Origin of the sequence: Streptomyces sp. AC512_CC834 (assembly GCF_019049325.1) — a bacterium.
Classification (GTDB): domain Bacteria; phylum Actinomycetota; class Actinomycetes; order Streptomycetales; family Streptomycetaceae; genus Streptomyces.
Window position 1 is genome coordinate 241,852 of record NZ_JAGMUO010000104.1, and the last position, 25,971, is coordinate 267,822.

27 protein-coding genes and 1 pseudogene are annotated in these 25,971 nt (G+C 71.5%); 16 read left to right on the forward strand and 12 right to left on the reverse strand.

Going from position 1 to position 25,971, the window contains the following annotated elements; translation table 11 throughout:
• Window positions 1-172: 172 nt before the first annotated feature.
• The 5 genes from KUM40_RS34685 to tuf all read left to right on the forward strand — a co-directional run bounded on the left by KUM40_RS34685 (window position 173) and on the right by tuf (window position 5,850).
• The gene (locus KUM40_RS34685; protein WP_308401301.1) at window positions 173-1,219 is read left to right on the forward strand and encodes a glycosyltransferase family 2 protein; all 1,047 of its coding nucleotides are present in this window, start codon (window positions 173-175) and stop codon (window positions 1,217-1,219) included.
• Between the two features lie 254 nt (window positions 1,220-1,473).
• Complete coding sequence (gene rpsL / locus KUM40_RS34690; protein WP_003948652.1) at window positions 1,474-1,845, forward strand: 30S ribosomal protein S12; 372 nt, start codon at window positions 1,474-1,476, stop codon at window positions 1,843-1,845.
• A 2-nt stretch (window positions 1,846-1,847) separates the two neighbouring features.
• Entirely contained in the window at window positions 1,848-2,318 is a 471-nt protein-coding gene (gene rpsG / locus KUM40_RS34695) for a 30S ribosomal protein S7 (RefSeq protein WP_031045724.1), read from the forward strand.
• A 39-nt stretch (window positions 2,319-2,357) separates the two neighbouring features.
• On the forward strand, window positions 2,358-4,484 hold the full coding sequence (fusA, locus tag KUM40_RS34700) for an elongation factor G (protein ID WP_217170262.1): 2,127 nt from the start codon (window positions 2,358-2,360) through the stop codon (window positions 4,482-4,484).
• Between the two features lie 172 nt (window positions 4,485-4,656).
• Window positions 4,657-5,850: an elongation factor Tu gene (gene tuf / locus KUM40_RS34705; RefSeq protein WP_217170263.1), complete on the forward strand. Its 1,194-nt coding sequence runs from the start codon at window positions 4,657-4,659 to the stop codon at window positions 5,848-5,850.
• Between the two features lie 145 nt (window positions 5,851-5,995).
• On the opposite strand, the gene KUM40_RS34710 is transcribed toward tuf, so the two are convergent.
• Both KUM40_RS34710 and KUM40_RS34715 read right to left on the reverse strand, forming a co-directional pair.
• Window positions 5,996-8,584 carry an FtsX-like permease family protein gene (locus tag KUM40_RS34710; protein WP_217170264.1) on the reverse strand — a complete coding sequence of 863 codons (2,589 nt, stop codon included), beginning with the start codon at window positions 8,582-8,584 and terminating at the stop codon, window positions 5,996-5,998.
• Window positions 8,585-8,672: 88 nt separating this feature from the next.
• Window positions 8,673-9,419 (reverse strand): ABC transporter ATP-binding protein, encoded by a 747-nt coding sequence (locus KUM40_RS34715; RefSeq protein ID WP_217170265.1) that lies wholly within the window; start codon window positions 9,417-9,419, stop codon window positions 8,673-8,675.
• Window positions 9,420-9,597: 178 nt separating this feature from the next.
• On the opposite strand from KUM40_RS34715, the gene KUM40_RS34720 reads away from it, so the two are divergent.
• From KUM40_RS34720 to KUM40_RS34730, 3 genes are all read left to right on the forward strand, one after another.
• Window positions 9,598-10,950 carry a sensor domain-containing protein gene (locus tag KUM40_RS34720; RefSeq protein ID WP_217170266.1) on the forward strand — a complete coding sequence of 451 codons (1,353 nt, stop codon included), beginning with the start codon at window positions 9,598-9,600 and terminating at the stop codon, window positions 10,948-10,950.
• The gene (locus KUM40_RS34725; protein ID WP_217170267.1) at window positions 10,923-11,582 is read left to right on the forward strand and encodes a response regulator transcription factor; all 660 of its coding nucleotides are present in this window, start codon (window positions 10,923-10,925) and stop codon (window positions 11,580-11,582) included. Before KUM40_RS34720 ends, KUM40_RS34725 begins: the two co-directional genes overlap by 28 nt.
• Window positions 11,583-11,688: 106 nt before the next feature.
• Window positions 11,689-12,822 carry a hypothetical protein gene (locus KUM40_RS34730; RefSeq protein ID WP_217170268.1) on the forward strand — a complete coding sequence of 378 codons (1,134 nt, stop codon included), beginning with the start codon at window positions 11,689-11,691 and terminating at the stop codon, window positions 12,820-12,822.
• A 101-nt stretch (window positions 12,823-12,923) separates the two neighbouring features.
• Here the strand turns inward: KUM40_RS34730 and KUM40_RS34735 are convergent, their stop codons facing one another.
• The 3 genes from KUM40_RS34735 to KUM40_RS34745 all read right to left on the reverse strand — a co-directional run bounded on the left by KUM40_RS34735 (window position 12,924) and on the right by KUM40_RS34745 (window position 16,507).
• Window positions 12,924-14,324, reverse strand: a complete 1,401-nt coding sequence (locus tag KUM40_RS34735) for a carbohydrate-binding protein (protein WP_217170269.1) — start codon at window positions 14,322-14,324, stop codon at window positions 12,924-12,926.
• A gap of 151 nt (window positions 14,325-14,475) precedes the next feature.
• Complete coding sequence (locus tag KUM40_RS34740; protein WP_217170270.1) at window positions 14,476-15,423, reverse strand: LysR family transcriptional regulator; 948 nt, start codon at window positions 15,421-15,423, stop codon at window positions 14,476-14,478.
• Between the two features lie 97 nt (window positions 15,424-15,520).
• Window positions 15,521-16,507 (reverse strand): YafY family protein, encoded by a 987-nt coding sequence (locus KUM40_RS34745; RefSeq protein ID WP_308401298.1) that lies wholly within the window; start codon window positions 16,505-16,507, stop codon window positions 15,521-15,523.
• Between the two features lie 75 nt (window positions 16,508-16,582).
• Between KUM40_RS34745 and KUM40_RS34750 the strand changes: the two genes are divergently transcribed.
• Entirely contained in the window at window positions 16,583-16,990 is a 408-nt protein-coding gene (locus KUM40_RS34750; RefSeq protein ID WP_217170272.1) for a VOC family protein, read from the forward strand.
• Between the two features lie 206 nt (window positions 16,991-17,196).
• Here the strand turns inward: KUM40_RS34750 and KUM40_RS34755 are convergent, their stop codons facing one another.
• The 6 genes from KUM40_RS34755 to KUM40_RS34780 form a co-directional block, all read right to left on the reverse strand.
• Complete coding sequence (locus KUM40_RS34755; protein WP_217170273.1) at window positions 17,197-17,454, reverse strand: hypothetical protein; 258 nt, start codon at window positions 17,452-17,454, stop codon at window positions 17,197-17,199.
• A complete protein-coding gene (locus KUM40_RS34760; protein ID WP_217170274.1) occupies window positions 17,451-17,798 on the reverse strand; it encodes a hypothetical protein in 348 nt (115 codons plus the stop codon). The genes KUM40_RS34755 and KUM40_RS34760 overlap by 4 nt, the downstream gene beginning before the upstream one ends.
• Before the next feature lie 351 nt (window positions 17,799-18,149).
• Window positions 18,150-18,929 carry a helix-turn-helix domain-containing protein gene (locus KUM40_RS34765; RefSeq protein WP_254396140.1) on the reverse strand — a complete coding sequence of 260 codons (780 nt, stop codon included), beginning with the start codon at window positions 18,927-18,929 and terminating at the stop codon, window positions 18,150-18,152.
• Window positions 18,930-19,179: 250 nt separating this feature from the next.
• Window positions 19,180-19,605, reverse strand: a complete 426-nt coding sequence (locus tag KUM40_RS34770) for an ATP-binding protein (RefSeq protein WP_217170275.1) — start codon at window positions 19,603-19,605, stop codon at window positions 19,180-19,182.
• Window positions 19,606-19,655: 50 nt separating this feature from the next.
• Complete coding sequence (locus KUM40_RS34775) at window positions 19,656-19,841, reverse strand: hypothetical protein (protein WP_254396090.1); 186 nt, start codon at window positions 19,839-19,841, stop codon at window positions 19,656-19,658.
• A 73-nt stretch (window positions 19,842-19,914) separates the two neighbouring features.
• A complete protein-coding gene (locus tag KUM40_RS34780; RefSeq protein ID WP_217170276.1) occupies window positions 19,915-20,139 on the reverse strand; it encodes a DUF2191 domain-containing protein in 225 nt (74 codons plus the stop codon).
• 151 nt (window positions 20,140-20,290) lie between these two features.
• Here KUM40_RS34780 and KUM40_RS42755 point away from each other — a divergent pair.
• A pseudogene (locus KUM40_RS42755) lies at window positions 20,291-20,404 on the forward strand (transcriptional regulator); the annotation flags it as partial.
• On the opposite strand, the gene KUM40_RS34785 reads toward KUM40_RS42755, so the two are convergent.
• A complete protein-coding gene (locus KUM40_RS34785) occupies window positions 20,390-21,259 on the reverse strand; it encodes a helix-turn-helix transcriptional regulator (protein ID WP_217170277.1) in 870 nt (289 codons plus the stop codon). The pseudogene KUM40_RS42755 and the gene KUM40_RS34785 overlap by 15 nt on opposite strands.
• Window positions 21,260-21,336: 77 nt before the next feature.
• On the opposite strand from KUM40_RS34785, the gene KUM40_RS34790 reads away from it, so the two are divergent.
• The 6 genes from KUM40_RS34790 (at window position 21,337) to KUM40_RS34815 (ending at window position 25,668) form a co-directional block, all read left to right on the forward strand.
• Window positions 21,337-22,176, forward strand: a complete 840-nt coding sequence (locus tag KUM40_RS34790; protein ID WP_217170278.1) for an SDR family oxidoreductase — start codon at window positions 21,337-21,339, stop codon at window positions 22,174-22,176.
• 1 nt (window position 22,177) lies between these two features.
• Entirely contained in the window at window positions 22,178-22,387 is a 210-nt protein-coding gene (locus KUM40_RS34795) for a 4-oxalocrotonate tautomerase family protein (RefSeq protein WP_217170279.1), read from the forward strand.
• A 158-nt stretch (window positions 22,388-22,545) separates the two neighbouring features.
• Window positions 22,546-23,904 (forward strand): NADP-specific glutamate dehydrogenase, encoded by a 1,359-nt coding sequence (gdhA, locus tag KUM40_RS34800; protein ID WP_217170280.1) that lies wholly within the window; start codon window positions 22,546-22,548, stop codon window positions 23,902-23,904.
• A gap of 158 nt (window positions 23,905-24,062) precedes the next feature.
• Window positions 24,063-24,395, forward strand: coding sequence for a cupin domain-containing protein (locus KUM40_RS34805; protein ID WP_217170281.1), 333 nt, complete (start codon window positions 24,063-24,065; stop codon window positions 24,393-24,395).
• A 127-nt stretch (window positions 24,396-24,522) separates the two neighbouring features.
• Window positions 24,523-25,170 (forward strand): hypothetical protein, encoded by a 648-nt coding sequence (locus KUM40_RS34810; RefSeq protein WP_217170312.1) that lies wholly within the window; start codon window positions 24,523-24,525, stop codon window positions 25,168-25,170.
• Window positions 25,171-25,197: 27 nt separating this feature from the next.
• The gene (locus KUM40_RS34815; protein WP_217170282.1) at window positions 25,198-25,668 is read left to right on the forward strand and encodes a hypothetical protein; all 471 of its coding nucleotides are present in this window, start codon (window positions 25,198-25,200) and stop codon (window positions 25,666-25,668) included.
• The last annotated feature ends 303 nt before the right edge of the window (window positions 25,669-25,971 follow it).

A 25,971-nucleotide genomic window follows, 5' to 3' on the forward strand; every position in this document is an offset into this window, starting at 1 on the left:
GGCTGTCATCCCCCTCGGGCCACCCTCAACCGTCAATTGCTGCCATAAGATCGCACAAGAGTCGCACATCTGTACTCAAGATCACGGGGAGGGGAGGGGAGGCGCGGTGCCCGAGGAAGAGGAACAGGAAAAGGGACGGAACGCGGAGCGGCGAGAACCGGTCGTTGAGCAGATCGTTGAACGGATCGTTGAACCGGTCGTACTGTCGGTCGTCATTCCGATGTTCAACGAGGAAGAGGTCCTGCCCGCGCTGGTCAGCAGGCTGCGTCCGGTCCTGACGGGGCTGGGCGTCCCTCACGAGGTCGTCGCCGTGGACGACGGCAGCGGCGACCGCACGCCGGAGCTGCTCGCCGCCTTCCGGCTGGGCTGGCCGGAACTGCGCGTGGTCGCGCTGCGGCGCAATTCCGGCCACCAGGCGGCCCTGACCGCGGGGCTCGACCGGGCGCGCGGCGCGTACGTGGTGAGCCTGGACGCCGATCTGCAGGATCCGCCGGAGAAGATCCCCGACATGCTGGCGCTGGCTCGCGCGCAGGGGCTGGACATCGTCTACGGCGTGCGCGCCGACCGCAGCAGCGACTCCGGGTTCAAGCGGTGGTCGGCGGGCGTCTACTACCGCCTCATGCGACGCCTGGCGGGCCCCACGGTCCCCGCGCAGGCGGGCGACTTCCGTCTGCTCAGCCGGGCCGCCGTGGACGCCCTGAAGGCCCTGCCGGACCAGCAGCGGGTCTACCGCCTGCTGGTGCCGTGGCTGGGCTTCCCGAGCGGGCAGGTGACGTACGAGCGCGCTCCGCGCACGGCGGGCCGTACGAAGTATCCGCTGGGCCGGATGATCCGCCTCGCGGTCGACAGCGTCACCGGGTTCTCCGCGGCCCCGCTGCGCATCGCGACCTGGCTGGGCGCCGGTGCCTTCGTGGTCTGCCTGGGGCTGCTGGTCTACACGCTGACCGCTTTCGCGCTGGGCCGCACGGTCCCCGGCTGGACCTCGCTCTTCACCGGCCTGGTCTTCATCGGTGCGGTGCAGCTCATCTGCGTCGGCCTGCTCGGTGAGTATGTCGGGCGCATATACACGGCGGTGCAGAACCGGCCGACGTACTTCGTCCGCCACGACACGGCGACGGCCGAGCCCGGCACCGCCCCCGCCCCTGCTCCCGCCGCTGCTCCCGCCCCTGCCTCCGACCCCGCCCCCGACGAGCCGCGCGTCCCGCTGCCCCGGGCCTGACTCGGGCCCCGGGGCCTGACTCGCCCATTTGTTTTGACCGCAGCGAATGCGGTAGGTACGCTCAGACCTTGTGCCTGGGGTGTGCCCTGGCCCTCGTGCGTGCCTACAACCGCACCGGGGCCGTGTGTGGCCACCGCAAATCGCGCCTCCTTCCGCCTCGCGGCCGGAGTCCGCGGCTTCGACACACCCGACCGCGTGGGTCGGCGAAGTTCCAGGTTAGCTTCACCATTCGGCACACAGAAACCGGAGAAGTAGTGCCTACGATCCAGCAGCTGGTCCGGAAGGGCCGGCAGGACAAGGTCGAGAAGAACAAGACGCCCGCACTCGAGGGTTCCCCTCAGCGCCGTGGCGTCTGCACGCGTGTGTTCACGACCACCCCGAAGAAGCCGAACTCGGCCCTGCGTAAGGTCGCGCGTGTGCGTCTGACCAGCGGGATCGAGGTCACCGCTTACATTCCGGGTGAGGGGCACAACCTGCAGGAGCACTCCATCGTGCTCGTGCGCGGCGGCCGTGTGAAGGACCTGCCCGGTGTTCGCTACAAGATCATCCGCGGTTCGCTCGACACCCAGGGTGTCAAGAACCGCAAGCAGGCCCGCAGCCGCTACGGCGCCAAGAAGGAGAAGTAGAAATGCCTCGTAAGGGCCCCGCCCCGAAGCGCCCGGTCATCATCGACCCGGTCTACGGTTCCCCTCTGGTGACCTCCCTCATCAACAAGGTGCTGATGAACGGCAAGCGCTCCACCGCCGAGCGCATTGTCTACGGCGCCATGGAGGGACTGCGCGAGAAGACCAGCAACGACCCGGTCATCACGCTCAAGCGCGCGCTCGAGAACATCAAGCCGACCCTCGAGGTCAAGTCCCGCCGTGTCGGTGGTGCGACGTACCAGGTGCCGATCGAGGTCAAGCCCGGCCGCGCCAACACCCTCGCGCTGCGCTGGCTCGTCGGTTACTCCCGCGCCCGTCGCGAGAAGACCATGACCGAGCGTCTGCTCAACGAGCTCCTCGACGCCTCCAACGGCCTCGGTGCCGCTGTGAAGAAGCGCGAGGACACGCACAAGATGGCCGAGTCCAACAAGGCCTTCGCGCACTACCGCTGGTAGTCGCTCCCCACATCGAGACCGAGAGAAGACCGAAGCCTTATGGCTACCACTTCACTTGACCTGGCCAAGGTCCGCAACATCGGGATCATGGCCCACATCGACGCGGGCAAGACGACCACCACCGAGCGGATCCTGTTCTACACCGGCGTTTCGTACAAGATCGGTGAGGTCCACGACGGCGCCGCCACGATGGACTGGATGGAGCAGGAGCAGGAGCGTGGCATCACGATCACGTCTGCCGCCACCACCTGTCACTGGCCGCTCGAGGACAACGACTACACGATCAACATCATCGACACCCCGGGGCACGTCGACTTCACCGTAGAGGTGGAGCGTTCCCTGCGGGTGCTCGACGGTGCCGTGACCGTGTTCGACGGTGTCGCCGGTGTCGAGCCGCAGTCCGAGACGGTGTGGCGTCAGGCCGACCGTTACGGCGTGCCCCGCATCTGCTTCGTGAACAAGCTGGACCGCACCGGCGCCGAGTTCCACCGCTGCGTGGAGATGATCTCGGACCGCCTGGGCGCCCAGCCGCTCGTCATGCAGCTCCCGATCGGTGCCGAGGCCGACTTCAAGGGCGTCGTGGACCTGGTCCGCATGAAGGCGCTCGTGTGGTCCGCCGAGGCGGCCAAGGGCGAGATGTACGAGACCGTCGACATCCCGGCCACGCACACCGAGGCCGCCGACGAGTGGCGCGGCAAGCTGGTCGAGGCCGTCGCGGAGAACGACGACGAGATCATGGAGCTGTTCCTGGAGGGCCAGGAGCCCACCGAGGAGCAGCTCTACGCCGCGATCCGCCGCGTCACCATCGCCTCCGGCAAGTCCAGCGGCACCACGGTCACCCCGGTGTTCTGCGGCACCGCGTTCAAGAACAAGGGCGTCCAGCCCCTGCTCGACGCGGTCGTGCGCTACCTGCCGACCCCGCTCGACGTCGAGGCCATCGAGGGTCACGACGTCAAGGACCCCGAGGTCGTCGTCAAGCGCAAGCCGTCCGAGGACGAGCCGCTCTCCGCGCTCGCGTTCAAGATCATGAGCGACCCGCACCTGGGCAAGCTCACCTTCGTCCGGGTGTACTCCGGCCGCCTGGTGTCCGGCACCGCCGTGCTGAACTCCGTCAAGGGCCGCAAGGAGCGCATCGGCAAGATCTACCGCATGCACGCCAACAAGCGTGAGGAGATCGAGGCGGTGGGCGCCGGCGACATCGTCGCCGTGATGGGTCTGAAGCAGACCACCACGGGTGAGACGCTGTCCGACGACAAGCAGCCGGTCATCCTGGAGTCCATGGACTTCCCGGCGCCGGTCATCCAGGTCGCCATCGAGCCCAAGTCGAAGGGCGACCAGGAGAAGCTCGGCGTCGCGATCCAGCGGCTGGCCGAGGAGGACCCGTCCTTCCAGGTCCACACGAACGAGGAGACGGGCCAGACCATCATCGGTGGTATGGGCGAGCTGCACCTCGAGGTGCTGGTCGACCGTATGCGCCGTGAGTTCAAGGTCGAGGCCAACGTCGGCAAGCCGCAGGTCGCGTACCGTGAGACGATCCGCAAGACCGTCGAGCGCGTGGACTACACCCACAAGAAGCAGACCGGTGGTACCGGTCAGTTCGCCAAGGTGCAGATCGCGATCGAGCCGATCGAGGGCGGCGACGCGTCGTACGAGTTCGTGAACAAGGTGACCGGTGGCCGCATCCCGAAGGAGTACATCCCTTCGGTGGACGCCGGTGCGCAGGAGGCCATGCAGTTCGGCATCCTGGCCGGCTACGAGATGACGGGCGTGCGCATCACGCTCCTCGACGGTGGCTACCACGAGGTCGACTCCTCCGAGCTCGCCTTCAAGATCGCCGGTTCGCAGGCCTTCAAGGAGGCCGCGCGCAAGGCTTCGCCCGTGCTCCTCGAGCCGATGATGGCCGTCGAGGTCACCACGCCCGAGGACTACATGGGTGACGTCATCGGCGACATCAACTCCCGCCGTGGCCAGATCCAGGCCATGGAGGAGCGGATGGGTGCCCGCCTCGTGAAGGGCCTCGTGCCGCTGTCGGAGATGTTCGGCTACGTCGGAGACCTCCGCAGCAAGACGTCGGGTCGCGCAAGCTACTCGATGCAGTTCGACTCCTACGCCGAGGTTCCCCGGAACGTCGCCGAGGAGATCATCGCGAAGGCCAAGGGCGAGTAACGGACTACTCCGTTCAACGGACCCCGTAAACACGCTTTAGGCTTGACCCCGGAGCCTGCATGGGGCATTCCGCCGCAAACCCGGCGGAATGCCCCGGCACCCGGGCTTTCCAGCAAAGATCACCTGGCGCCGATGAGTAAGGCGTACAGAACCACTCCACAGGAGGACCCCAGTGGCGAAGGCGAAGTTCGAGCGGACTAAGCCGCACGTCAACATCGGCACCATCGGTCACATCGACCACGGTAAGACGACCCTCACGGCCGCCATTACCAAGGTGCTGCACGACGCGTACCCCGAGCTGAACGAGGCCTCGGCCTTCGACCAGATCGACAAGGCTCCCGAGGAGCGCCAGCGCGGTATCACGATCTCGATCGCGCACGTCGAGTACCAGACGGAGACGCGTCACTACGCGCACGTCGACTGCCCCGGTCACGCGGACTACATCAAGAACATGATCACGGGTGCGGCGCAGATGGACGGCGCCATCCTCGTGGTCGCCGCGACCGACGGCCCGATGCCGCAGACCAAGGAGCACGTGCTCCTGGCCCGCCAGGTCGGCGTTCCGTACATCGTCGTCGCCCTGAACAAGGCCGACATGGTGGACGACGAGGAGATCCTGGAGCTCGTCGAGCTCGAGGTGCGTGAGCTGCTCTCCGAGTACGAGTTCCCGGGTGACGAGCTGCCGGTCATCAAGGTCTCCGCCCTGAAGGCCCTCGAGGGCGACAAGGAGTGGGGCAACTCGGTCCTCGAGCTCATGAAGGCCGTGGACGAGGCCATCCCGGAGCCCGAGCGCGACGTCGACAAGCCGTTCCTGATGCCGATCGAGGACGTCTTCACGATCACCGGTCGTGGCACCGTCGTCACCGGTCGTATCGAGCGCGGCATCCTCAAGGTCAACGAGACCGTCGACATCATCGGCATCAAGCAGGACAAGACCACCACCACGGTCACCGGCATCGAGATGTTCCGGAAGCTCCTCGACGAGGGCCAGGCCGGTGAGAACGTCGGTCTGCTGCTTCGCGGCATCAAGCGCGAGGACGTCGAGCGCGGCCAGGTCATCATCAAGCCGGGCTCGGTCACCCCGCACACCGAGTTCGAGGCGCAGGCCTACATCCTGTCCAAGGACGAGGGTGGCCGCCACACGCCGTTCTTCAACAACTACCGTCCGCAGTTCTACTTCCGTACGACGGACGTGACCGGCGTCGTGACCCTCCCCGAGGGCACCGAGATGGTCATGCCGGGTGACAACACCGAGATGAAGGTGGAGCTCATCCAGCCCGTCGCCATGGAAGAGGGCCTGAAGTTCGCCATCCGCGAGGGTGGCCGGACCGTGGGCGCCGGCCAGGTCACCAAGATCAACAAGTAGGCTCCGCCTGCTTGTCGGTCGGTCGGTCGGTCGGTCCTACCCGGCCTGGCCTGACCTGACGACCTGGCATGGGCCGACATTGGCTGATGCCTGAAAGGGCCCGTACGACTTCGGTCGTACGGGCCCTTTCGCTGTCCCCTTCCGGTCACTCACGGATGGTTGCCGGCTCCACCGGGCGGCGTCGCAGCGTCAGGGCCGCGGGTGCGACCGACGCCGCCACGGTGAGGACCGCGCAGGCACCCGCGGTCGTACCGACGGCCGCCCACGGCAGCACCGGCGCGACGGGTACCGAGAGCAGGCCCAGCGCCGCCGACATCCCTGCCAGGTTGAGCCCGGTGACGACAAGACCCAGCAGCGCGCCGACCGCGACGACCGTCAGCGACTCGGCGCCGACCAGGCGGAGCACCTGGCCTTTGGTGGCCCCGGCCAGCCGCAGCACCGCGAGGTCGCGGGCCCGGTCGGAGGTGGCCATCAGCATCGTGTTGACCAGCGAGATGGCGGTGTAGAGCAGGGCGATGCCGAGGACCAGGAGGAAGCCGAGCCGGGTCGTGCCGCTGGTCTGGGGCCGGGCGGCCGCGATCCACTCGTCCCCGGTCGACACCTGCCCGCCGGCCGGTCCCACCGCTTCCCGCAGCCGGTCGGCCACCGCGTCGGCGTCGGCGCCGTCCGTGAGGGCGACGTCCACCCGGTCGACCGGGGCGCGGGGCGCGTTGGCGGGGGTGACGTAGACGCCGTTGCCGCCGGTGCCGGTGTGCATCACCGCGGCGATGCGCAGTGTCTTCTCCGTGCCGTCGCCGAGCCACACCCGCACGTTCCGGCCGACCGTGTGCTCTTCCCACTCCTCGTTCACGATGATCGAGTGGTCGTCCAGGTCGGTCGCCCTCCCCGCCGCGAGCGGCAGCCGGGTGGTGGCGGTGAGCGCCTCCGGGTCGGCGACGGCGCGGGCGTCGGACCTGATGAGTGCCACGTCGTCCTCCAGGACGTACACCGCGCTCGACGAGGACGGTGAGATCTCCGTCCCGGGGATCGCGCGCAGCCGGTCCAGGGTCCGGCGGTCGAGGCCCGTGCTGTCGAGTCCCGTACGGTCGAGTCCCGTATGGCCGACGCCCGTGCCGTCGAGGCCCGTGCCGCCGTCGCCGGGTGCGGTGATCACGAAGGCGGCGACGGTCCGCTCGCGCGTCTCGGTGGCCTTCGCCTCGTTGAGGGTCGCGGTGGCACCGAGCAGTGATCCCGTGAGGGCGACCGTGACCAGCACCGGTGCGGCGACGGCCGCGGTACGGCGGACACCGGCGGCCGCGTTCTCGCGCACCAGCATGCCCGTGGCGCTCGGCAGGCGTGCCGGGAGCCGGGTCAGTGAACGGGTCAGCGGGCGCACCACGACCGGTGCCAGCAGCGCGACCGCGGTGATCAGCAGCATCGGCCGGCTCACGTAGGTCTTGCGGTGCAGCAGGTCGCCGGGGTCGCCGGCCAGGGAGACGCCCAGCGTCACCAGCGCGGTCAGCAGCAGCCCCGCGCCGCACAGCCACCGGCCCCGGGTCATCGTCCCGGCGTCCACGGAGGCTTCGCGCAGCGCCTCGACGGGACCGGTCCTCCCCGCCCGCCACGACGCCGCGAACGCGCCGCACAGGGCGACGGCGAGGCCCGTCCAGAAGGCCACGTGGTACGGCCAGGTCTGGTCGCCGATGCTGAACCAGGCCGGTGCCAGGCCGTCGTCGACCACCCGTGCCGCCAGGTGCGGGGCTCCGTACGCGCCGAGCACGCAGCCGGCCGCGGAGGCGAGCACGCCGACGCCGAGGGCCTCGGCCAGCACCGTCCGGCGGAGCTGCCCAGGCGTCGCCCCGGCCGTGCGCAGCAGCCCGAACTCCCGGCGCCGCTGGGCCACCGCGAAGGCGAAGGTGGACGCCACGACGAACACCGACACGAACGCGGTGACGCCGCCGGCCGTGCCGAACAGGGCGTTCAGCGCGGTCAGCGCCTCGCGGTCCCGGTCGGGATCGGCGTCGGCGTACCGCCGGTCGTCCCCGGTGAGCACCCGCACACCCGCGCTGCCGCGCACGGCGTCCCGCACGGCGTCCCGTACGTCGGACGCCTCCGCGTCGACCGTCAACTGAACGCTGACCGGGTCGAGCCGGGCGGCCCGCGCGTCGGTGAAGAAGACGGCGTCCTCGAAACCGAGGCCGCGCACGGTGCCCACGACCCGCAGGGTGCCCCGGTCCGTGCGCACCCGATCGCCCGGCGCGGCCCAGCCGCCGGTGACGACCACCTCGTCGGCGGCACGCGGCGCGCGGCCCGCGTCGATCCGGTACGGGGCGAAGGCGGCGGTGGACCAGGGGTGACCCACCAGGTCACCGGGCACGCTGCGGCCGTGAACGTCTCGGCCGTGATCGCCCTGGCCGTGCACGTCCCGGCCGTGGACGCGTACCGGGAAGGACCGGTCCACGACGACCGTGCCGAGCCGCTCCAGCCGGGCCACGACCGCGCCGGGCACGGCACGGGGCCGTGCCAGCTCCTCCGTACGCTCACCGACGGGCGTCGGCACCCGCAGGGTGTCCTGCCCCCGGACCACGACCGGCGCCGCGGCGAACCGCTCCGGCACCCGCTCGGGCGCGTCCAGCGACGAGGCCAGCGCCAGCCCCGTCACGGCGAGCAGCGCGACCCCCAACGCCAACGCGACAAAACTGCCGACGAAGCTGACCCAACGGGTGCGCATCGTGCGCAGGGCGATGCTCAGCATGGCGCGTTCTCCGGGGCGGCGGGGGAGGCGTTCGGTGGGGTCGGTCGGGGGATGCGCGGGCGGGTGCGCATCGTGGGCAGGACGGCGCTCAGCACGGTGCTGTCTCCAGTCCGGTCAGGCGGGCGGCGATGGTGTCGGCGCCCGCGCCGGTCAGGTCGCCGCTCACGTGGCCGTCGACGAGGAAGACCACGCGGTCGGCGTAGGCGGCGGCGACCGGGTCGTGCGTGACCATGACGACGGTCTGGCCCCCGTCGTCGACCATGCCGCGCAGCAGGCTCAGCACCTCGCGGCCGGTGCGCGAGTCCAGGGCGCCGGTCGGCTCGTCGGCGAACAGCACCGCGGGGCGGGTGATCAACGCGCGCGCCAGAGCGACGCGTTGCTGCTGGCCGCCGGACAACTGCGTGGGCCGGTGCCGGGCACGGTCACCGAGGCCGACCTGCCGCAGCACCTCGCGCACCCGGCCGCGAGGAGGCCGGCGCCCGGCCAGGCGCAGCGGAAGCGCCACGTTCTGCTCGGCGGTCAGCGACGGCAGCAGGTTGAACGCCTGGAAGACGAAGCCGACGTGTTCACGGCGCAGCAGGGTCAGCCGCCGCTCGCTCAGTCCGGTCAGCTCGGTGCCGCCGACGACCACCGACCCCGACGTGGGCCGGTCCAGGCCGGCGGCGCACTGCAGGAGGGTCGACTTGCCCGACCCGGAAGGGCCCATGACGGCCGTGAACGTCCCCCGGGGGAAGGCGACGGTGACCTCGTCGAGGGCCGTCACCCCGCTGTCGCCCGACCCGTACCGTCGGCTGACGGACCGCAGCCGTATCGCGTCGTCATCATGTGTCCCCATGTCCCCATGTCCCCACTCGTCGGGTGCCGTCTGCTTCACTGACCGGCACCACGAAACCGCCCGCGGCCACCCCGGCGCAGTGCGGCAGGGGCGAGAACCGGGGTAGGGCAGGCCATACCCCCAAGACGCCCACTGGACCGATGGCCCCGCCGCGCGCACGGGTTCTACGGTGATCCGCATGCACCCCCGCTCCCGCTCCCGCCCACGCGACCTGTGGCAGGCCCTGTCCGCCCGCGGCTGCGGCTACCTGCTGTCGGAGTGGCCCTGGCGCGCGGTCGCCTACCTGGTGACCGGCGCACTGGCCGGCGCCCTGGCCCTGGTGGTGATCACGGCCGCGGTCGCCCTCGCAGGAGTACTCGCCGTCGTCCTGGTGGGCCTGCCCCTGCTGGTGCTCACCGCCCTCGTGGGCATCCCCGTGGCCCGGCTGGAACGGCACCGGCTGCGCCTGATCGACCGTGCCCCCGCCCCCGCCCGCCCCGTACGGCAGCCGCCCGCCACCGGCCCGTGGGCCTGGCTGACCACGCGCCTGCGGGAGCGGGCGACCTGGCGGGAACTCGGCCACGCCCTGCTGTTCGCCCTCCTGCTGTGGCCGCTGGACGCCCTGGTCGTCGTGCTCGTCCTGGCGGTACCCCTCTACCTGGCCGCGACCCCGCTGCTGATGGCCACCGTCGGCGGCGGTGAGGAGGCGAAGGTCCTCAAGCAGTGGACGGTCACCACCTGGCCGACCGCACTCGGCGTCGCGGTGCTCGGACTGCTCCTCCTCGCCCTGGGCGCCTACGCGCTGGGCCTGGCCGCGGGCGCGCGGGCCGAGCTGACCCGCGTCCTCGTGGGCACCCCGCGCGAGGGCGGCCCGGACACCAGGGTCGTCGAACTCGCCCGCTCCCGCGTGCGGTTGGTGGACGCCTTCGAGGCCGAGCGGCGCCGCATCGAACGCGACCTGCACGACGGCGCGCAGCAGCGCCTCGTCGCCCTGACGATGACCCTCGGCCTGGCCCGCCTGGACGCGCCGCCCGGCCCGCTCGCCGACCAGCTCGCCAAGGCGCACGGCGAGGCGGCCCGGGCCCTGGAGGAACTGCGCGAGCTGATCCACGGCATCCACCCCAAGGTCCTCGCCGACTACGGCCTGGCGGCGGCCGTCGCCGACGCCGCCGACCGCTCCGCCGTCCCCGTCGACGTCACCCTGGAACTGCCCGGACGGCTGCCCCAGGCCGTCGAGGCCGCCGCCTACTTCGTGGTCTGCGAGGCCCTCGCCAACATCGGCAGGCACAGCGGCGCCGACCGCGCCGAGGTGAGCGGTGGCCACCGCGACGGACGGCTGATCCTGCGCGTCCGCGACGACGGCCGGGGCGGGGCCGACCCGGGGGCCGACCCCGTGGCCGCCGGGGCCGCCCCCGGGGCGGGCAGCGGGCTGACCGGACTCGCCGACCGGGTGTCGGTCCTGGATGGCAGACTCTCCCTGTCCAGCCCGCCGGGCGGACCCACCCTGTTGTCCGTGGAGATTCCTTGCGAGTGGACCGAGCCCTGCGCGTAGTACTGGCGGAGGACAGCGTGCTGCTGAGGGACGGTCTGACCGGCCTGCTCGCCCGCTTCGGCCACGAGGTCGTGGCGGGCGTCGGCGACGCGCAGGCACTCGTCGCGGCCGTCGCGGACCACACCCCGGACATCGTCGTCACCGACGTCCGTATGCCGCCCGGCTTCCAGGACGAGGGCCTGCACGCGGCGGTGCGGCTGCGCGAGCGGCGGCCCGCCCTGCCCGTTCTCGTCCTCAGCCAATACGTACAACGGGCCTACGCCGCCGAGCTGCTGGACTCCGGCGACGGCACCGGCGTCGGCTATCTGCTGAAGGACCGCGTCGGCCAGGTCGAGGAGTTCGTCGACGCGCTGACCGAGGTCGCGGACGGCGGCACGGTCGTCGACCCCGAGGTGGTACGCCAGTTGCTGCGCCGCCGACGGGACCCGCTGGAGCGGCTCAGCCCGCGCGAGCGGGAGGTGCTCGCCCTGATCGCGGAGGGCAGGTCCAACGGCGCCATCGCCCGCGAACTCGTCGTCTCCGAGGCGGCCGTGGGCAAGCACATCGGCAGCATCCTCACCAAGCTCGACCTGCCCCCGGCGACCGAGACGCACCGCAGGGTGCTGGCGGTGCTGACGTATCTGAGGTCCTGACGTACGGGTTCGGTCACAAATCCCTCACGGCCCGGCACTTTTCCTCCATGTGGCGGCACGATTGATCGCCGAAAGCCCCGGCCCCGCCACGCAGAAAAGTGAGCCCGTGAGTTCCGTCCCGCCACCCGACCGTTCCGACGACGACTCGGCCCCCTCCCTCTCCGACGAGCAGTTGGAGGCATTCCTCCGAGAGGCCGCCGAAGGCGGTGGCACCGCCGCGCCCAAGGAGCCGTCGGCGCGGGCGCGGATGGTGACCGCACGGTTGCGCGGGCAGGAAGAGCCCGCACCCTGGCGTGCCCCGCAACGCACCCCGAAGGGCGATGGTCGCGAACGCCGGCGCGGGTGGGGCGCGGTCGTCGGCGTGGTGGTGCTGGCGGCGGTCGCGGTGATCGCCCTGCGGCCCTCCCTGGTCACGGACCGCCTCCCCGGCGGGGAGGCGGAGGCGGCCGCGTCGCCGACGCCGCTGCCCGCCGAGACGGCGCGGCCGAGCGGTGCCCCCGGCCAGGTGGACCGGTCGGGCGGCCCCACCGTCGAGCACCCGTTCCGCGGCTCGCCCGCCCTGCGCTGGGCCGACGGCGCCGACGCCATCGAGCTGCCTCAGGCCAAGGCGGTGGCCGGGATGAGCAAGGCCGACGCGGAGCTGGCCCTGCGGCGTACCAAGGAGTTCCTCGTCGCCGCCAACCTCGACCCGGACGTGATCGCGGGTGGACGGCCCGAGGAGGCGCTCGGCCTGCTCGATCCCGAGGCGCAGAAGGACCTGCTGCCGGACCAGCGGCGGGGGCTGCGCGAGCCGTCGCGCGAATACGACCCCGTCGGGCTGTTCAGCCGGTTCGACCCCGACGAGGTGCGGCTCGCGGGCGACGTGGTCAAGGTGCGCGGCCGCATGTCGCTGGCCGGGGGGAAGCCGGGCGAGATCAAGGTGCACGCCGACTACACCTTCGTGTATCCGCTGGTGAAGTCCGACGGGGGCGACCACGTCGAGCGCACCATCGTGCGCCGTGAGATCACGACGCTGCTCCTTGACCCCGACCGGTGGCACGCCACGCGGGGCAAGCTCGCGATCCACGAGTACAAGGTCAACACGTACAACACCGCGTGCAAGCTGTATGACGGCTACCTGCACCCCTTCTTCCCCGCGGACCGGAAGCAGGCGACGGGGCCCTCTGTCGACCCGTACGACCGCAGCGGGGAGATGAGGGACACGCCGGGGGACGAGTGCGGCACGGTCACCCGCACCTGAGGGCCACGGCCGTACGACGACGTGACCGGGCCCGGGCGCTCTCCCTCACGCGCGCCCGGACCCGTCCCCCGTTGCCCCCTGTGGGGGTCAGTGGTGGCGGCTCACATCCGCTGCCACAGCGCGGGTACGTTCGCCGGCGTCCAGCCCGGCTGGGCCTGGTGGCCCTGGAGGCAGCGGTAGGTGGCGCCGCCGTACGTCACGGTGTCGCCCGCCTGGTAGACGGTGCCGGCCGCCCAGGTGCCGCCGGGCTCGCCCGGGTCGCCCGGGTCACCCGGGTCCCCGCCGTCGTCGCCGGTGGTCTTCAGGGTGAGCCCGTAGTTCTGCAGCAGCGCGTTGATCGGCTGGAAGTAGGTCACGCCGCCGGACCGGCAGTTGCCCGAGCCGCCCGAGGTGACACCCTGCGCCTGGCTGCCCGAGATGAACGAGCCGCCGGAGTCGCCGGGCTCCGCGCACACCGAGGTCCGGGTGACCGGGGAGATGGTGCCTTCCTTGTAGGTGACGCTGGTGTTCAACTGCGTGACGGTGCCGCAGTGCCAGCCGGTCGTCGAGCCGGAACGGCAGACGGACGCGCCGACCGGAGCCGCCGTGGAACCGGTGACCTGGACGTTCTGCCCACCGGCGCCGAGGACGTACGGGGTCGCCGTCCAACTGGAGTTGGTGGCCACCCACGCCATGTCGCGGCCGGGGAAGATCGAGCCCTGGAAGGTGCCCTGGGACACCCGGTTGGCGCCGGTCGTACTGGAGCCCGCCCGACCGCAGTGGCCGGCGGTGGCGAAGCCCTGCTGGGTGCCCTTGGTGATCGGGAAGCCGATCGAGCAGCGGGTGCTGTTGTTGATGTAGTACGCCTCGCCGCCGCGGAGGTCGTAGAAGGTGCGGGGCCGCTCGGTGCGCTTCTCGACGCGGGAGAGGGAACGGTCGACACCGGCCGCCGCCAGCAGTGAACGCGCCGCCGCCGGACGGATCGCCTCCACGACGACGGTGTTGTCGCGCGTGTCGACGTACCAGACGGGCGCGTCGGCGGTGTTCAGGTCGGCCGCCGCCTTGTCCATGCGGGCCTTGGCCGCGTCCAGGTCGGCGAGCGAGTGGCGTACGACCTTCGCCACGGCGCCGCGCGCCTCGATCGCGGCGACGTCGTCCGCGTCGGTCGTCGCCACGGTCAGGGTGCCGGACTCGGCGCCCCGCACCCATGCCCCCGCGAAGTCGCCGCCGAGCGCGGCACGCAGCCGGCCCGCGGTGGCGCCCGCCTCGGCCTCGTTGTCGAGGCGGCGCTCCGCCTGCCGGCGGTCGAGGCCGAGGTCCCGCTGCATGGCCTTGAGGAGCGCCGGGGGCGCGGCGTCGGTGCGCAGGGTCTCTGCCGCGGTGGGGGCGGAGCTGACGGGCGCCGTCCCGGCGCTCGCGGAGCCGCTGAGCCCGGCCACGAGCAGAGCGGCGGTCGCGGCGACGGCGGCACCCATGGCTCTGGTGTGGTGGGGCCGGTGTCGGTTTCGGTGTCCGTGGGGCATGGGGGATCTCCTCGGTCTCGGTGGGGAGGTGCCGAAACCGTAGGGAGGGACAACCGCCCGCCATAAGAGGTCAGTCGTCCCTCTCCCCGGTGTTATGGAATGCCGCGGGGCTGGGGGTGGAGACATCGGGGAAGGCATCAGGGAATCGGCGTCAGGGAACCCGGTGGGCCGACATCCACTCCGTGTAGCTGTCGCTGTTCGCCGCCACGCTCGCGTGCGCCATGCGCGCCTGCGAGAGTACGGCGGCCGCGGTGTCCTGCCGCTGCGTCACCGCGTGCCAGCCGATCAGGTGCCGCCAGGTCAGCGGGGTGCCGGCGAGGGGCCGGGTCACGATCTGGGGCGTGGTCGGAAAGGTCGCCCGGCACAGCCCCACCGCCCGCCCCACCTGCACCAGGTGCACGAGCGACGCGGTGTCCGTCTCGTACATGCGGCGCGGGGTGAACCCGGCGCGGGCGCACGACGCGCTGAAGCAGTCGCCGAAGCAGCCGTCGCCGGGTACACAGGACCACTCCTCGTCCGCCAGCTCCGTCAGGTCCACCTCCGCGCGGTGGGCGAGCGGGTGGCCCTCGGGCATCATCACGAACACCGGGTCGACGGCGACCTCCCGCCACACCAGCCCCTCGCCGACGGGCGGCGACGCGGTGCCGCAGGTACCAGCAAGCGCGAAGTCGAGCCTCCCCTCCGCGAGTTGGGCGGCAAGCTCCCGCTCCGACCAGGAGGTGCAGGTCGTCATCCGGGCGTCGGGCGCCACACCGGCCAGCCGGTCGAGGAGGGCGCCCAGCAAGGGCCCGTGGGTGCCGCCGATCCGCAGCCGCTCCGTCGTGTGCGGCGCCCGGGCGAACCGGGCCGCCTCCTGCTGCAACTCGGTCACCGCGGGCAGCACGATCCGGCTCCGCTCCAGCACCAGCTCGCCCAGCGCGGTGGCCCGCACCCCGTGCCGTCCACGCACGAACAGCGCGCCGCCCAGGGCCCGTTCGATCCGCTTGAGCTGTGCGCTCAACGCGGGCTGCGCGAGCCCGAGAGCCGTCGCCGCCCTGGTGAGGCTGCCGGCGTCGGCGATGGCCCGGACCGTCTTGAGATGCCGCAACTCCAGCTCCATGAGGGGAGCTTGCGACGCGGGGAGGGCGGGGGCAAGAGGTTGGTACGGACCTGTGAAAGAAACTTCAAGTACTTCCGCGGCCGGGGCTCAGGCCCGCTCAGGCCCGCTCCGGCTCCGCCGCCCCGTCCGCGTCCGCGTTCTCCGCGAGCAGCGCCCGCGTCCGGCGCAGCAGTGCCTCCCGCACGGAGTCCGGCGCAAGGACGCGCAACGGCGTACCGAGCCCCAGCAGATACCCGGCCAGCCCCTCGGCGTCCGGCCCGCCGACATCGACGACGGTGACGTCCGGCCCGTCGGCCCGGTGCAGCCCGACCGTGGCGGGAATCAACCGCAGCGCCTGTTCCATGGGCACCGGCAGGCGGACGGTGGCCAGCAGCGCGTACGGCCCGGTCGCGCTCGCGCGGGACACGAGGAGCGCCGGATCGGGCGGCGGGTCGGTGAACTCGACGGCCCGCCCGGTCGGCTGCAGCCGTTCCACCCGGTCGGCCCGGAAGGTCCGCCACTCGCCCCGCTCGACGTCCCGCGCCACGAAGTACCAGCGCCGCCCGGTGTGCACGAGCCGGTACGGATCCACGTCCCGCACACTGGCCCGCCCCTCCCAGCCCCGGTACGCCATCCGCGCCCGCTCGCCGCGCCGGCACGCGGCCGCCAGCTCCAGCAGCATCCCCGGCGCGACCTGCGGCTGACCGGCCCGCGGCGTCTGCACGAAGGCCGCGTCCATGTCCCCGAGCCGCTCCGCGACCCGCCGCGGCAGCACCTGCCGCAGCTTCAGCAACGCCGACAGCGCCGCCTGGTCCCCGCCGAGCGCCCCGCTCAACGCGGCCTCCCGCAGCCCGACGGCCACGGCGAGGGCCTCCTCGTCGTCGAGGATCAGCGGCGGCGTACGCGTCCCGGGCCGCAGCCGGTACCCGCCCCACGGCCCCGGATCGGAGTCGACGGCGTACCCGAGTTCCCGCAGCCGGGCGACGTCCCGCCGCACCGTCCGCTCCGTGACCTCCATCCGCTCGGCCAGCTCACCGCAGGTCCAGGCGGGACGGACGGCGAGCAGGGAGACGAGTCGCAGCAGCCGGGCGGAAGTACTGAGCACGCTTCCGAAGTCTGCCACGCACCCGGTCGACGACCAGGACCGAAACTGTCCTGGTCACGTCCTACGGTCTCTCCCATGACGACAACGGAGAACACCCACACCCCGTCCGAGAAGACCCCCACGTTCCACTACTCGGCCGTCACCTTCGACTGCGCCGACCCCGCCGAGACGGCCCGCTTCTACGCCGAGGCCCTCGACCTCCCCGTCGCCTTCTCCACCGACGACTTCTACCTGCTCGGCGGCAAGGACGGCGCCGCCGGCCTCGGCTTCTGCCGCCTGCCCGACTACCGCCCGCCCACCTGGCCGGGCACCACCCAGGAGAAGCAGGCCCACATCGACATCGGCGTCGACGACCTGGACGCGGGCGAGGCCCGCCTGCTCGCCCTGGGCGCCACGAAGCCCGACTTCCAGCCGTCACCGGACCGCTGGCGGGTGCTGCTGGACCCGGCGGGGCATCCGTTCTGTGTGTCTACGGTGGCGTGATGAGCGGTCCTGTGCGCAAACTTCCACGGTCACGGTTCCCGGCGTCACAGTATGCGAAGCCCGTCACCATGCTGGGCGCGTTCCTGGAAGCTGTCACTCGCACGGGACCTGACAGCGGAGTGCGGCCGGACGCAGGATGGCCGCCAGCGCGGCCAGGGCCGTAGTGGGACGAGTGTCGCGATGTCCGTTCTCGGGCGTGCGCCGTCTCAGAAGCCCAGGTAGGTGATCTGGACGACGTAGACGCGTTCATCCCGCACGACGATCTGGTAGGTGAACATTCCGCCGGGGACTGCGATGTCGCCGCCCTTCGGATCGTCTCCGCCGTACGCGCGACCGTGCAGGTACCGTGCTTCTGCCGCTCTGACCAACTCGGCGGCCTTGCGTTCCACGACGGTGAGGAAGACGGGAGGGGCGGTGCGGGCGGCTTCCTCCGCGCCGAAGGCGTACTCCCAGGACCAGCTCAAGCGTGTACTGCCTTCATCGCCTCGTCGAGGACGGCACTCAGCTCTCGCAGGGCTTCACGGGCCACGTACGCGTCCTGGTGTTCCAGGTTGTTCTTGGCCAGGGAGTGGCGGGCCGCGAGGTCGGGTCGGCGGGCGATCTCGATGTCGCGGGCCCAAGCCAGGGCCCAGCCGCGTACCGGGCTGAGCGACTGCCATTCCAGGGCCTTGGCGAACGCCTCTTCCTTGGTCTGCTGCATCTCCGGCAGACGCCCGGGCGCGACGACGGTGAGGGCGGCTCGCAGCGCGTCCGGCGTCTGCTCGGGGCGGGGGACCAGCTCGTGTCCGTGGTCGGCCTGAGTGCTCATGAAGTCCTCCCGGGAGTGCACTGGCCAGGGTAGTCGTCCGGGACGGCTGGGGAATCGGGACGCGAACATCGAGGTGTGTTTCTCCTGTTCAACGAGTGTGTGAAGGGCCCTGCTCAAAGGGTGTCCCGGGCGGTGCGTCGCTGGCGGCTGTGCGGCAGTCGCGGCAGCGGTCTTCGGTCTCGGGGGCGCGGAAGCCGCGGTCGCAGCCGTCGCAGTTGCGTACGTCGTGGCGGGGTGGTGGCGGACCGGCCGGGGCGGCTCTGAACGGGGGCGGGGGTGGCAGTTGGGCGGTGAGGCGGTGGGCGAGGAGGGCTGCGGGGCGGCGCAGGGGTTCGTCCGGGAGGTCGGTGGTCAGGGCGTGGCGTACGGCGGTGGGGGTGATGTCCCGTTCGAGCCAGGCGGCGACGCCGGGGGTGAGGTGGGCGGTGTCGGTGGCGGAGAGGAGGAGGCGGGGGTCGTGTCGGCGCAGGGTGGTGAGGAGGTCGGTGGCCTGTTGGAGGAGGGCGGGCGCGGTGCAACTGGGCTGCGGGACGGCGTGCGGGGGCGAGGGGTGGTGCGGGTGCGGGTGCCGGTTTCGCCTGGTGTGGTGCAGGGCGGGTGGGGTGGGGGTGCTTGCTCCGGTGGTGCGGGGGGCTGCTCTGGCGGGCGGGGCTGTCGGGGCGGTGCGGTCGGTTCGGTGGACGACCGGGGTGTCGGGGGGCGGTCCGGGCAGTCGCCGGTGTCGGTCGGCTCGCGGTGGGTGGCCGCGTTCGGCTGGTTGCAGGAGACCGTGCGGCTGACGATGTGGCCGGTCGTCGTGCGGTGGCGTTCGCGGCGCAGGTAGCCGTGGGTTTCGAGTTCGCGCAGGGCGGCGGCGATGCGGGTGCGGCCCTCGGGGAAGCGGGCGGTGATTGACTTGATGTCGGCGCCCGCGCCGGTGGGCAGCGACTGGAGGTGGCAGCCGAGGCCGATCGCGAGGAGGGACAGCTCCTCGTGCTGGACCAGGTGGTTGCCGATCACCACGAAGCGGGTGGTGTGGCGGGTGTTCTCGTGGACGATGCCGCCGCCGCGGCGGCGGCGACGCGTACGGGTCGGGTTGTCGGCGGGGGCTGACGGGGCGTGCGGGGGCGCGCTAGGGTTTTGGGTACCCATCGGGAAGGTCTTCCTCTTCCTTGGTGGTAGGCCCTCGCACCGGGATGACAGTCCCAGCGGGGGCCGAAGTATTTTTGGGTGATGTGTTTGCTTGCGCTGAGAGTAGGGGTGTTGGGGGCCCGGAAATCCAGCTCAACCGGTGATGTTCACCCGCCCGGGTGACGAGAGCCTCGGGCGGGAGGGGTGGGGCTTGGTGGGGTTCTTTCTCCCCGGGTTCTTTCCTTGGTTGGGCGCCGACGGCACCGCAGCCTCAGGACGTGGGTTGCGGTGGCGTGAAGTGCAGTTCGGCCCGTACGGTCTTGCGCGGAAAGCGCCCCTCGGTTACTCCCCAGCGGTCCGCCGGCGCCTCGACGAGCAGCAGTCCACGGCCGGATTCCGCGTCGGGGGCGGGGCTTTGGGGACGGGGCAGCTCCTGGCCCCGGGTATCCGTGACCTCGATGCGGAGGGTCTCGCCGACGACGTAGAGGTAGAGGGTGAGCCGGAAATCGCGGCCGGGCACGCGTCCGTGATCCGCCGCGTTGTTGGCCAGTTCGGCGACGAGATGGCGTGCCGGGTCCAGCGGCACGCCCCAGAAGCGGAGTTGCTCGGTCGCGAGCAGACGGGCGAGACGGGCGCCGCGTGGCGTGGGGGCGCGTCTCCTGACGTATGCATCGGGGCACCGGCGTTCCAACGGCAAGTGCCCAACGCCTGGTTGTCGCCGGGCGCGGGCGCTGTGGCGTCTCGGGGTCAGTCGCTTCGCGCTTCGCCCCGGACCATGTGGATGTCCGGCCTCACCTTGGCGATGGCCGCGAAGTCGTCGTCGACATGGAGAACGGTCACGTGATGGTGCCCGGCAGCGAGGGCGATCAGGATGTCCATGGGAGAGGGGCCGCGATGGTGACCGATCTTGGCCAGGTCCCGCTGTACCTCCACGATCCTCGACCAAGGGGAACCGAGCCGTCCGCGCGCAGCAGCCGCCACGCGGCGGAGGTGTCGGCCAGGTAGGTCACAGGCCCGCCCGTTCCCGTTCTGCGAGGACGTCGAAGTCCAGGAACGCGTCGGCGTTCTCCTGGAGCCGGCGCAGTGCTCGTGCCCGGTCATCGGCACTGGCGGCGGACGCTGTGGTCAGCGCGCGGTCGATGGTCTCCCGCTTGCTCCTGGTGCCGAGCTTCCGCTGAGCGAGGGCCGGCTTGTCGTCGTCGATGTCGATGTCGACCAGGGTCTTGGACATGAGGTCTCCCGTATGTCAGCCCGTTTCCATCGGGTGGGTGGTGACTGTCCGTCGGTTGTCCGGTGCTGTCCGGACGGTCGGGGTGGTTGGTACGGGTAGGGCATCGCGGGGCGACGGAGGGGTGCGGCATGGCGACGGTGGACGTGAGGCGGTGGGGCCCGCGGAGGCGGGCCGGCTCAAGGGCGAGACGGGAGAGGCGGGATGGGAGGTCGATCCGGACGACGAGTGGGGGGTCGCGGTGATCGCGAAGTCAGCCCGTCGGCTCGGCGACCTCCTGCGTCCCCACGACCGTCAGCAGATCCAGCAGCCCCGCGCTGTCGGTCCCGACGGCCGGGGTGAACCAGAGCAGCCGCTGACGGCCGTCCTCGCTGGAGAGGTTGAGGCAGTTGACCTCGATCACACCGATCACGGGGTGGACGAGCCGTTTGCGGTCCTCGCGTCGGAAGGCCACCTCGTGGTCGGCCCACAGCGCGGCGAACTCGGGGGAGACGGCGAGCAGCGTACGGATCATCGAGCCGACCTCCGCGTCCTTCTTGTCCCTGCGCGCGGCGGCGGCCCGCAGGTCCGCGACGAAGGAGCGGGACTTGCCCTCGTGGTCGGCCTCCGGATACAGGCGCCGGGCCTCCGGCTCGGTGAACCACCGGTGGACGAAGCTGGCCCGGGGCCCCCGGTATCCGGACTGGTCCCCGAGCAGCGCCACCGCCAGCGGATTCTGTACGAGGGTGACGTGCAGGTCGGTGATCACCTGCGCCGGGGTCGACGTCATCCGGCCGAGCAGGTCCAGCATGCCGGGGTGTACGTGCGAGGCGGGCCCGCCCTGCACGGGCACCGGCCGGTCGGCGAGCCGGTAGAGGTAGTCCCGCTCGTCGCCGGACAGCCGCAGTGCCCTCGCCAGCGCGGCGATCATCTGCTCGGACGGCTGGGACCCGGCGCCGCGCTCCAGCTCGTTGTAGTAGTCCACCGACGCCCCGGCGAGCTGGGCGACCTCCTCGCGGCGCAGCCCCGGCACCCGGCGGCGCGGTCCGGCAGGGAGCCCGACCTCGGCCGGGCGGATGCGCTCACGTCGCGACCGCAGGAAGGTCCCCAGCTCGGCGTACTTCACGGCGCTCATGCCGTCCATTGTGCGCTCGGCCGGGGCGGCGACCCAGGGGATGACATCCCCTGGCTGCGCGGGCCGACCGCGCGCATCGTGGAGCCATGACCACGCACGCACATCCCACGAACGACACGAACGACACGAACGACACGAACGACACGAGCCACACGAACCAAACGAGCCCGCAGACTCCCGAACACGACCGCCCGGCCGGCACCCGGGTCGCCGTCGTCACCGGCGGATCGCGCGGCATCGGCCGGGCGGTCGCGCAGAAGCTCGCCCAGGACGGCCTGGCCGTCGTCGTGAACTACGCCCGCGACGCCTCGGCCGCCGACGAGACGGTGACGGCGATCACCGAGGCCGGCGGGCGGGCGGTCGCCGTACAGGCGGACGTGGCAGAGGAGAAGGAGATCGCCGCGCTGTTCGACCGGGCGGAGGAGGAGTTCGGCGGCGTCGACGTGGTCGTCAACGCGGCCGGACGGATGACCTTGTCCCCGATCGCCGACCTGGACCTGGCGGCACTCGACGCCATGCACCGCACCAACATCCGCGGCACCTTCGTGGTCGCCCAGCAGGCGGCACGGCGACTGCGTACAGGAGGTTCCTTCATCGGCTTCTCGACGTCCGTCGTCGGCACGCAGTTCCCCACGTACGGCGCCTACGCGGCGAGCAAGGGCGCCGTGGAGGCGATGACGCTGATCCTGGCGCGGGAGCTGCGCGGCCGGGACATCACCGTGAACACGGTCGCGCCCGGGCCGACGGCCACGGACCTGTTCCTCGACGGCAAGACCCCCGAGCAGATCGACCGGCTCGCGAAGACCCCGCCCCTGGAGCGGCTGGGCACCCCGGACGACATCGCCGCCGTGGTCGCCTTCCTCGGCAGCCCCGCCGGGCACTGGGTGAACGGCCAGATCCTGCGCGCCAACGGAGGGATGATCTGACATGCCCTTCGCCCACTTCAAAGTCCCCGCGGGCACCCTCACCGCCGAGGACAAGCGGAAGATCGTCGAGCGCACCACCGACCTGTACGCGGAGATCTACGGAGAACGCGCCCGTCCCACCACCGTGGTCCTGGTCGACGAGGTCCCCGACGGCGGCTGGGGCGTCGGCGGAAACGTCCTCACCGCGCGGATGCTCAACGGAGACGCGTAACCTGCGCCGGGAGGCCTTCGTCTCATCCATTGACCGGGTGCTGGCCACGGCCTTTACATGCGCGTAACACTTAAGTGTCCCGCGCGCGGCAACGGCGCCGAGCGCCCCTCACCGGTCGGTGCAAGCGACCGGTGTCCGCCGTGCCAGAAAGGGCCTACGTGACGACGCGAAGCGAGACCAGGACCGCGCTCGACCACCTGCTCACCGAGATCGAACACCGCAACCCGGCCCAGCCCGAGTTCCACCAGGCCGCCCACGAGGTCCTCGAAACGCTCGCGCCGGTACTCGCCGCCCGCCCCGAGTACGCCGAGCCCGGCCTCGTCGAGCGGCTGGTCGAGCCGGAGCGGCAGGTCCTCTTCCGGGTGCCGTGGCAGGACGACCAGGGCCGCGTCCGCGTCAACCGGGGCTTCCGCGTCGAGTTCAACAGCGCGCTGGGCCCGTACAAGGGCGGCCTGCGCTTCCACCCCTCCGTCAACCTGGGCGTCATCAAGTTCCTGGGCTTCGAGCAGATCTTCAAGAACGCGCTGACCGGCCTCGGCATCGGCGGCGGCAAGGGCGGCAGCGACTTCGATCCGCACGGGCGCAGCGACGCGGAGGTCATGCGGTTCTGCCAGTCCTTCATGACGGAGCTGTACCGGCACATCGGCGAGCACACGGACGTACCGGCCGGGGACATCGGCGTCGGCGGCCGCGAGATCGGCTACCTCTTCGGCCAGTACCGCCGGATCACCAACCGCTGGGAGGCCGGCGTCCTCACCGGCAAGGGCGCGGGCTGGGGCGGCTCGCTGATCCGCCCGGAGGCGACCGGCTACGGCAACGTGCTCTTCGCGGCGGCGATGCTGCGCGAGCGCGGCGAGGACCTGGAGGGCCAGACCGCGGTCGTCTCGGGCTCCGGCAACGTCGCGATCTACACGATCGAGAAGTTGACCGCCCTCGGCGCGAACGCCGTCACCTGCTCGGACTCCTCCGGCTACGTCGTCGACGAGAAGGGCATCGACCTCGACCTGCTGAAGCAGATCAAGGAGGTCGAGCGCGGCCGCGTCGACTCGTACGCCGAGCGCCGGGGCGCCTCGGCCCGCTTCGTCCCCGGCGGCCGCGTCTGGGAGGTCCCGGCGGACCTCGCCCTCCCGTCGGCCACGCAGAACGAACTCGACGAGAACGACGCGACCGCGCTGATCCGCAACGGCGTGAAGGCCGTCTCCGAGGGCGCCAACATGCCGACGACCCCCGAGGCCGTGCACCTGCTCCAGCAGGCGGGCGTCGCCTTCGGCCCCGGCAAGGCGGCCAACGCGGGCGGCGTCGCGGTCAGCGCCCTGGAGATGGCCCAGAACCACGCCCGTACGTCGTGGACGTCGGCGCGGGTCGAGGAGGAGCTGGCGGAGATCATGACCAGCATCCACACCACCTGCCACGAAACCGCCGAGCGCTACGACGCCCCCGGCGACTACGTGACCGGCGCGAACATCGCGGGCTTCGAGCGGGTGGCCGACGCGATGCTGGCACAGGGCGTGATCTGAGGCTGATTGGACAGTTTGTCCCGCCGGTATGTCGCGAATATGCCGCTTGAGCGCAGTTTCTGCCGGGACAAACTGTCCAATCGCTCTGTCCAATCGCTGACCGGCTTGCCCCACATGGCCCTGGTGGCCGTCCGCCGCCGACGGTGAGACTTGCACCCATGCGGAAACTCTCCCTCGACGCCCTCGCCCGCGAACACCTCGAACACGCCGCCGCCACCTCGAGCGGCCGCAGCGCCACCACGGTCCACGGCGGCCACGAGCACGTCCTGCGCCAGACCCTCCTGGCCCTGACCGCCGGCACCACCCTCGCCGAGCACGAGAACCCCGGCGAGGCGACCGTCCAGGTCCTGCGCGGCCGGGTCCGCCTCGTCAGCGGCGACACCTCCTGGGAAGGCCGCTCCGGCGACCTCATCCTGATTCCCCCGGCCCGCCACAGCCTGGAGGCGCTGGAGGACGCGGCGGTACTGCTGACGGTGGCGAAGCGGGGGTAGACCCGGGCAGGGCCATGACAGGGCAACGGCTGGGCCACGGCCGGGTCACGGCTGGGCCCGGCCACTCGATCAATGGGACGATGTCGGAAAACCTGATCGAGTGACGCGCGGGGAGGCCGGGTACGTCATGGCCCGTTACACGGAGGCACTGACCGTCGAGCGGGGCGGGTTCCGGATCAAGGTCCCGGAGTCCTGGTGGGAGTTCGACGTACGCCCGGAGTCGCGGGACGACTCGATCCGCCGCATGGTCGACGACCGAATACGCCAGTACCCGGAGCTGAAGCCCTCCCGCGGCGCCTACGTCACCTTCCTCCAGAAGGCGGCGTCCGACGCGTGGAAGTCCGGCGCGCTGTACTGCGGTTGCATGGCGGAGAGCTTCGGCGGCGACACCCCGATCACGGGCTCGGTGACGGTGTCGCTGGTAGGCGGCCGTACGTCGTCCGGCGACCCCCTCTCCACCGACCCGGCCGCCGTCGCCGCCCAACTCGCCGTCAAGGAGGCGAAGAAGCCCGGCGACTCCTGGCGCAAGGTGACGACCGTCGACGTCCCCGGCGTGGGCCCCGCGGCCCGCACCCAGGGGATCGAGGACATCCCGGTCCCCGGCGACGCCCTCAACCGCACCGTCCGCGCGGTGCTCATGCAGACGTACATCCCGGTCCCCGGCCAGGAGGGCAAGGTCGCCCTGGTCGCCGGCAGCAGCCAGGTCCTCGACCTCGCGGACTCCTTCTTCGACATCTTCGACGCGATCACGTCGACGTTCCGGTTCGTGGGCTGACGAGCACGAGAGGAGGCGGGCAACGGCGTGACGGCCGACTGGAACTGGGAGACCGGCGAACGGCTGCTGGCTCTGGACGACCCCGCGGAGTGGGACGCCGCGTTCGAGCGCGGTGAGCGCCGGCTCGGCACGGCGGCGATCGGGCTGGCCTTCAACTGCCCGCTGGAGGACGCGTCACCCCGGATCGTCAGGGCGATACAACTGCCGGATGTCGCTCAGCGCGGGTTCGCCTGCACTGCGGCGGGAACGGCGGCCCGCCTCAACGGCGAGCTGACGCCGGAGCTTTACGCCGCACTGCGAGCAAAGGGGCCGGGCAGCAGGAGCATCGCGGTGAACGCCATCGACGACACCCTGACCTTCGTACCGTTCCGACGGCTGCCGATGTGGTTGAAGTGCTGGAGCGTCTGGTCAGCGGTGCGGAACAAGCTGGACGCCTGGCGACTGACGGTCGCCTACACGGTCGGCGACGCCTGGAGGGCGGTGCGCGGACATCGATGACTGCGAGGCCGAGCCTCGACCGGGCGGCGTTCTGCTCGCGGCATCCCCCCGAACGCCCACGCTCCGGTGAGCCGAGCCGGTTCAGGAGCCACCTTTCTTCGAACGGCTGTGCCTTGTAAGTTCCCGTGTGCATAGGGGTTGTTGCTGATGTGCGTGGGCTGACGGGGGTTGCGTGATGGTGGGCCACAGGCCGAGTGACTGGCATGTCCTGGACCTGGACAAGGACCCGACCCCGGGCGACCCACAACGCGTACGTACGCTCGCGAGGACGCTGCACGACTTCGCCGACGACGTGTCCGAGGC

What these genes read in the sequence shown, in the direction of transcription:
- KUM40_RS34810 (WP_217170312.1), top strand. Translation starts at nt 24,523, where the DNA reads ATGGCCCGTTACACGGAGGCACTGACCGTCGAGCGGGGCGGGTTCCGG.
- KUM40_RS34780 (WP_217170276.1), bottom strand. Translation starts at nt 20,139, where the DNA reads ATGTCCAAGACCCTGGTCGACATCGACATCGACGACGACAAGCCGGCC.
- KUM40_RS34795 (WP_217170279.1), top strand. Translation starts at nt 22,178, where the DNA reads ATGCCCTTCGCCCACTTCAAAGTCCCCGCGGGCACCCTCACCGCCGAG.
- KUM40_RS34750 (WP_217170272.1), top strand. Translation starts at nt 16,583, where the DNA reads ATGACGACAACGGAGAACACCCACACCCCGTCCGAGAAGACCCCCACG.
- KUM40_RS34765 (WP_254396140.1), bottom strand. Translation starts at nt 18,929, where the DNA reads ATGGGTACCCAAAACCCTAGCGCGCCCCCGCACGCCCCGTCAGCCCCC.
- rpsG (WP_031045724.1), top strand. Translation starts at nt 1,848, where the DNA reads ATGCCTCGTAAGGGCCCCGCCCCGAAGCGCCCGGTCATCATCGACCCG.
- KUM40_RS34710 (WP_217170264.1), bottom strand. Translation starts at nt 8,584, where the DNA reads ATGCTGAGCATCGCCCTGCGCACGATGCGCACCCGTTGGGTCAGCTTC.
- KUM40_RS34805 (WP_217170281.1), top strand. Translation starts at nt 24,063, where the DNA reads ATGCGGAAACTCTCCCTCGACGCCCTCGCCCGCGAACACCTCGAACAC.
- KUM40_RS34790 (WP_217170278.1), top strand. Translation starts at nt 21,337, where the DNA reads ATGACCACGCACGCACATCCCACGAACGACACGAACGACACGAACGAC.
- fusA (WP_217170262.1), top strand. Translation starts at nt 2,358, where the DNA reads ATGGCTACCACTTCACTTGACCTGGCCAAGGTCCGCAACATCGGGATC.
- KUM40_RS34735 (WP_217170269.1), bottom strand. Translation starts at nt 14,324, where the DNA reads ATGCCCCACGGACACCGAAACCGACACCGGCCCCACCACACCAGAGCC.
- KUM40_RS34715 (WP_217170265.1), bottom strand. Translation starts at nt 9,419, where the DNA reads ATGGGGACACATGATGACGACGCGATACGGCTGCGGTCCGTCAGCCGA.
- KUM40_RS34785 (WP_217170277.1), bottom strand. Translation starts at nt 21,259, where the DNA reads ATGGACGGCATGAGCGCCGTGAAGTACGCCGAGCTGGGGACCTTCCTG.
- KUM40_RS34720 (WP_217170266.1), top strand. Translation starts at nt 9,598, where the DNA reads ATGCACCCCCGCTCCCGCTCCCGCCCACGCGACCTGTGGCAGGCCCTG.
- KUM40_RS34760 (WP_217170274.1), bottom strand. Translation starts at nt 17,798, where the DNA reads ATGAGCACTCAGGCCGACCACGGACACGAGCTGGTCCCCCGCCCCGAG.
- KUM40_RS34740 (WP_217170270.1), bottom strand. Translation starts at nt 15,423, where the DNA reads ATGGAGCTGGAGTTGCGGCATCTCAAGACGGTCCGGGCCATCGCCGAC.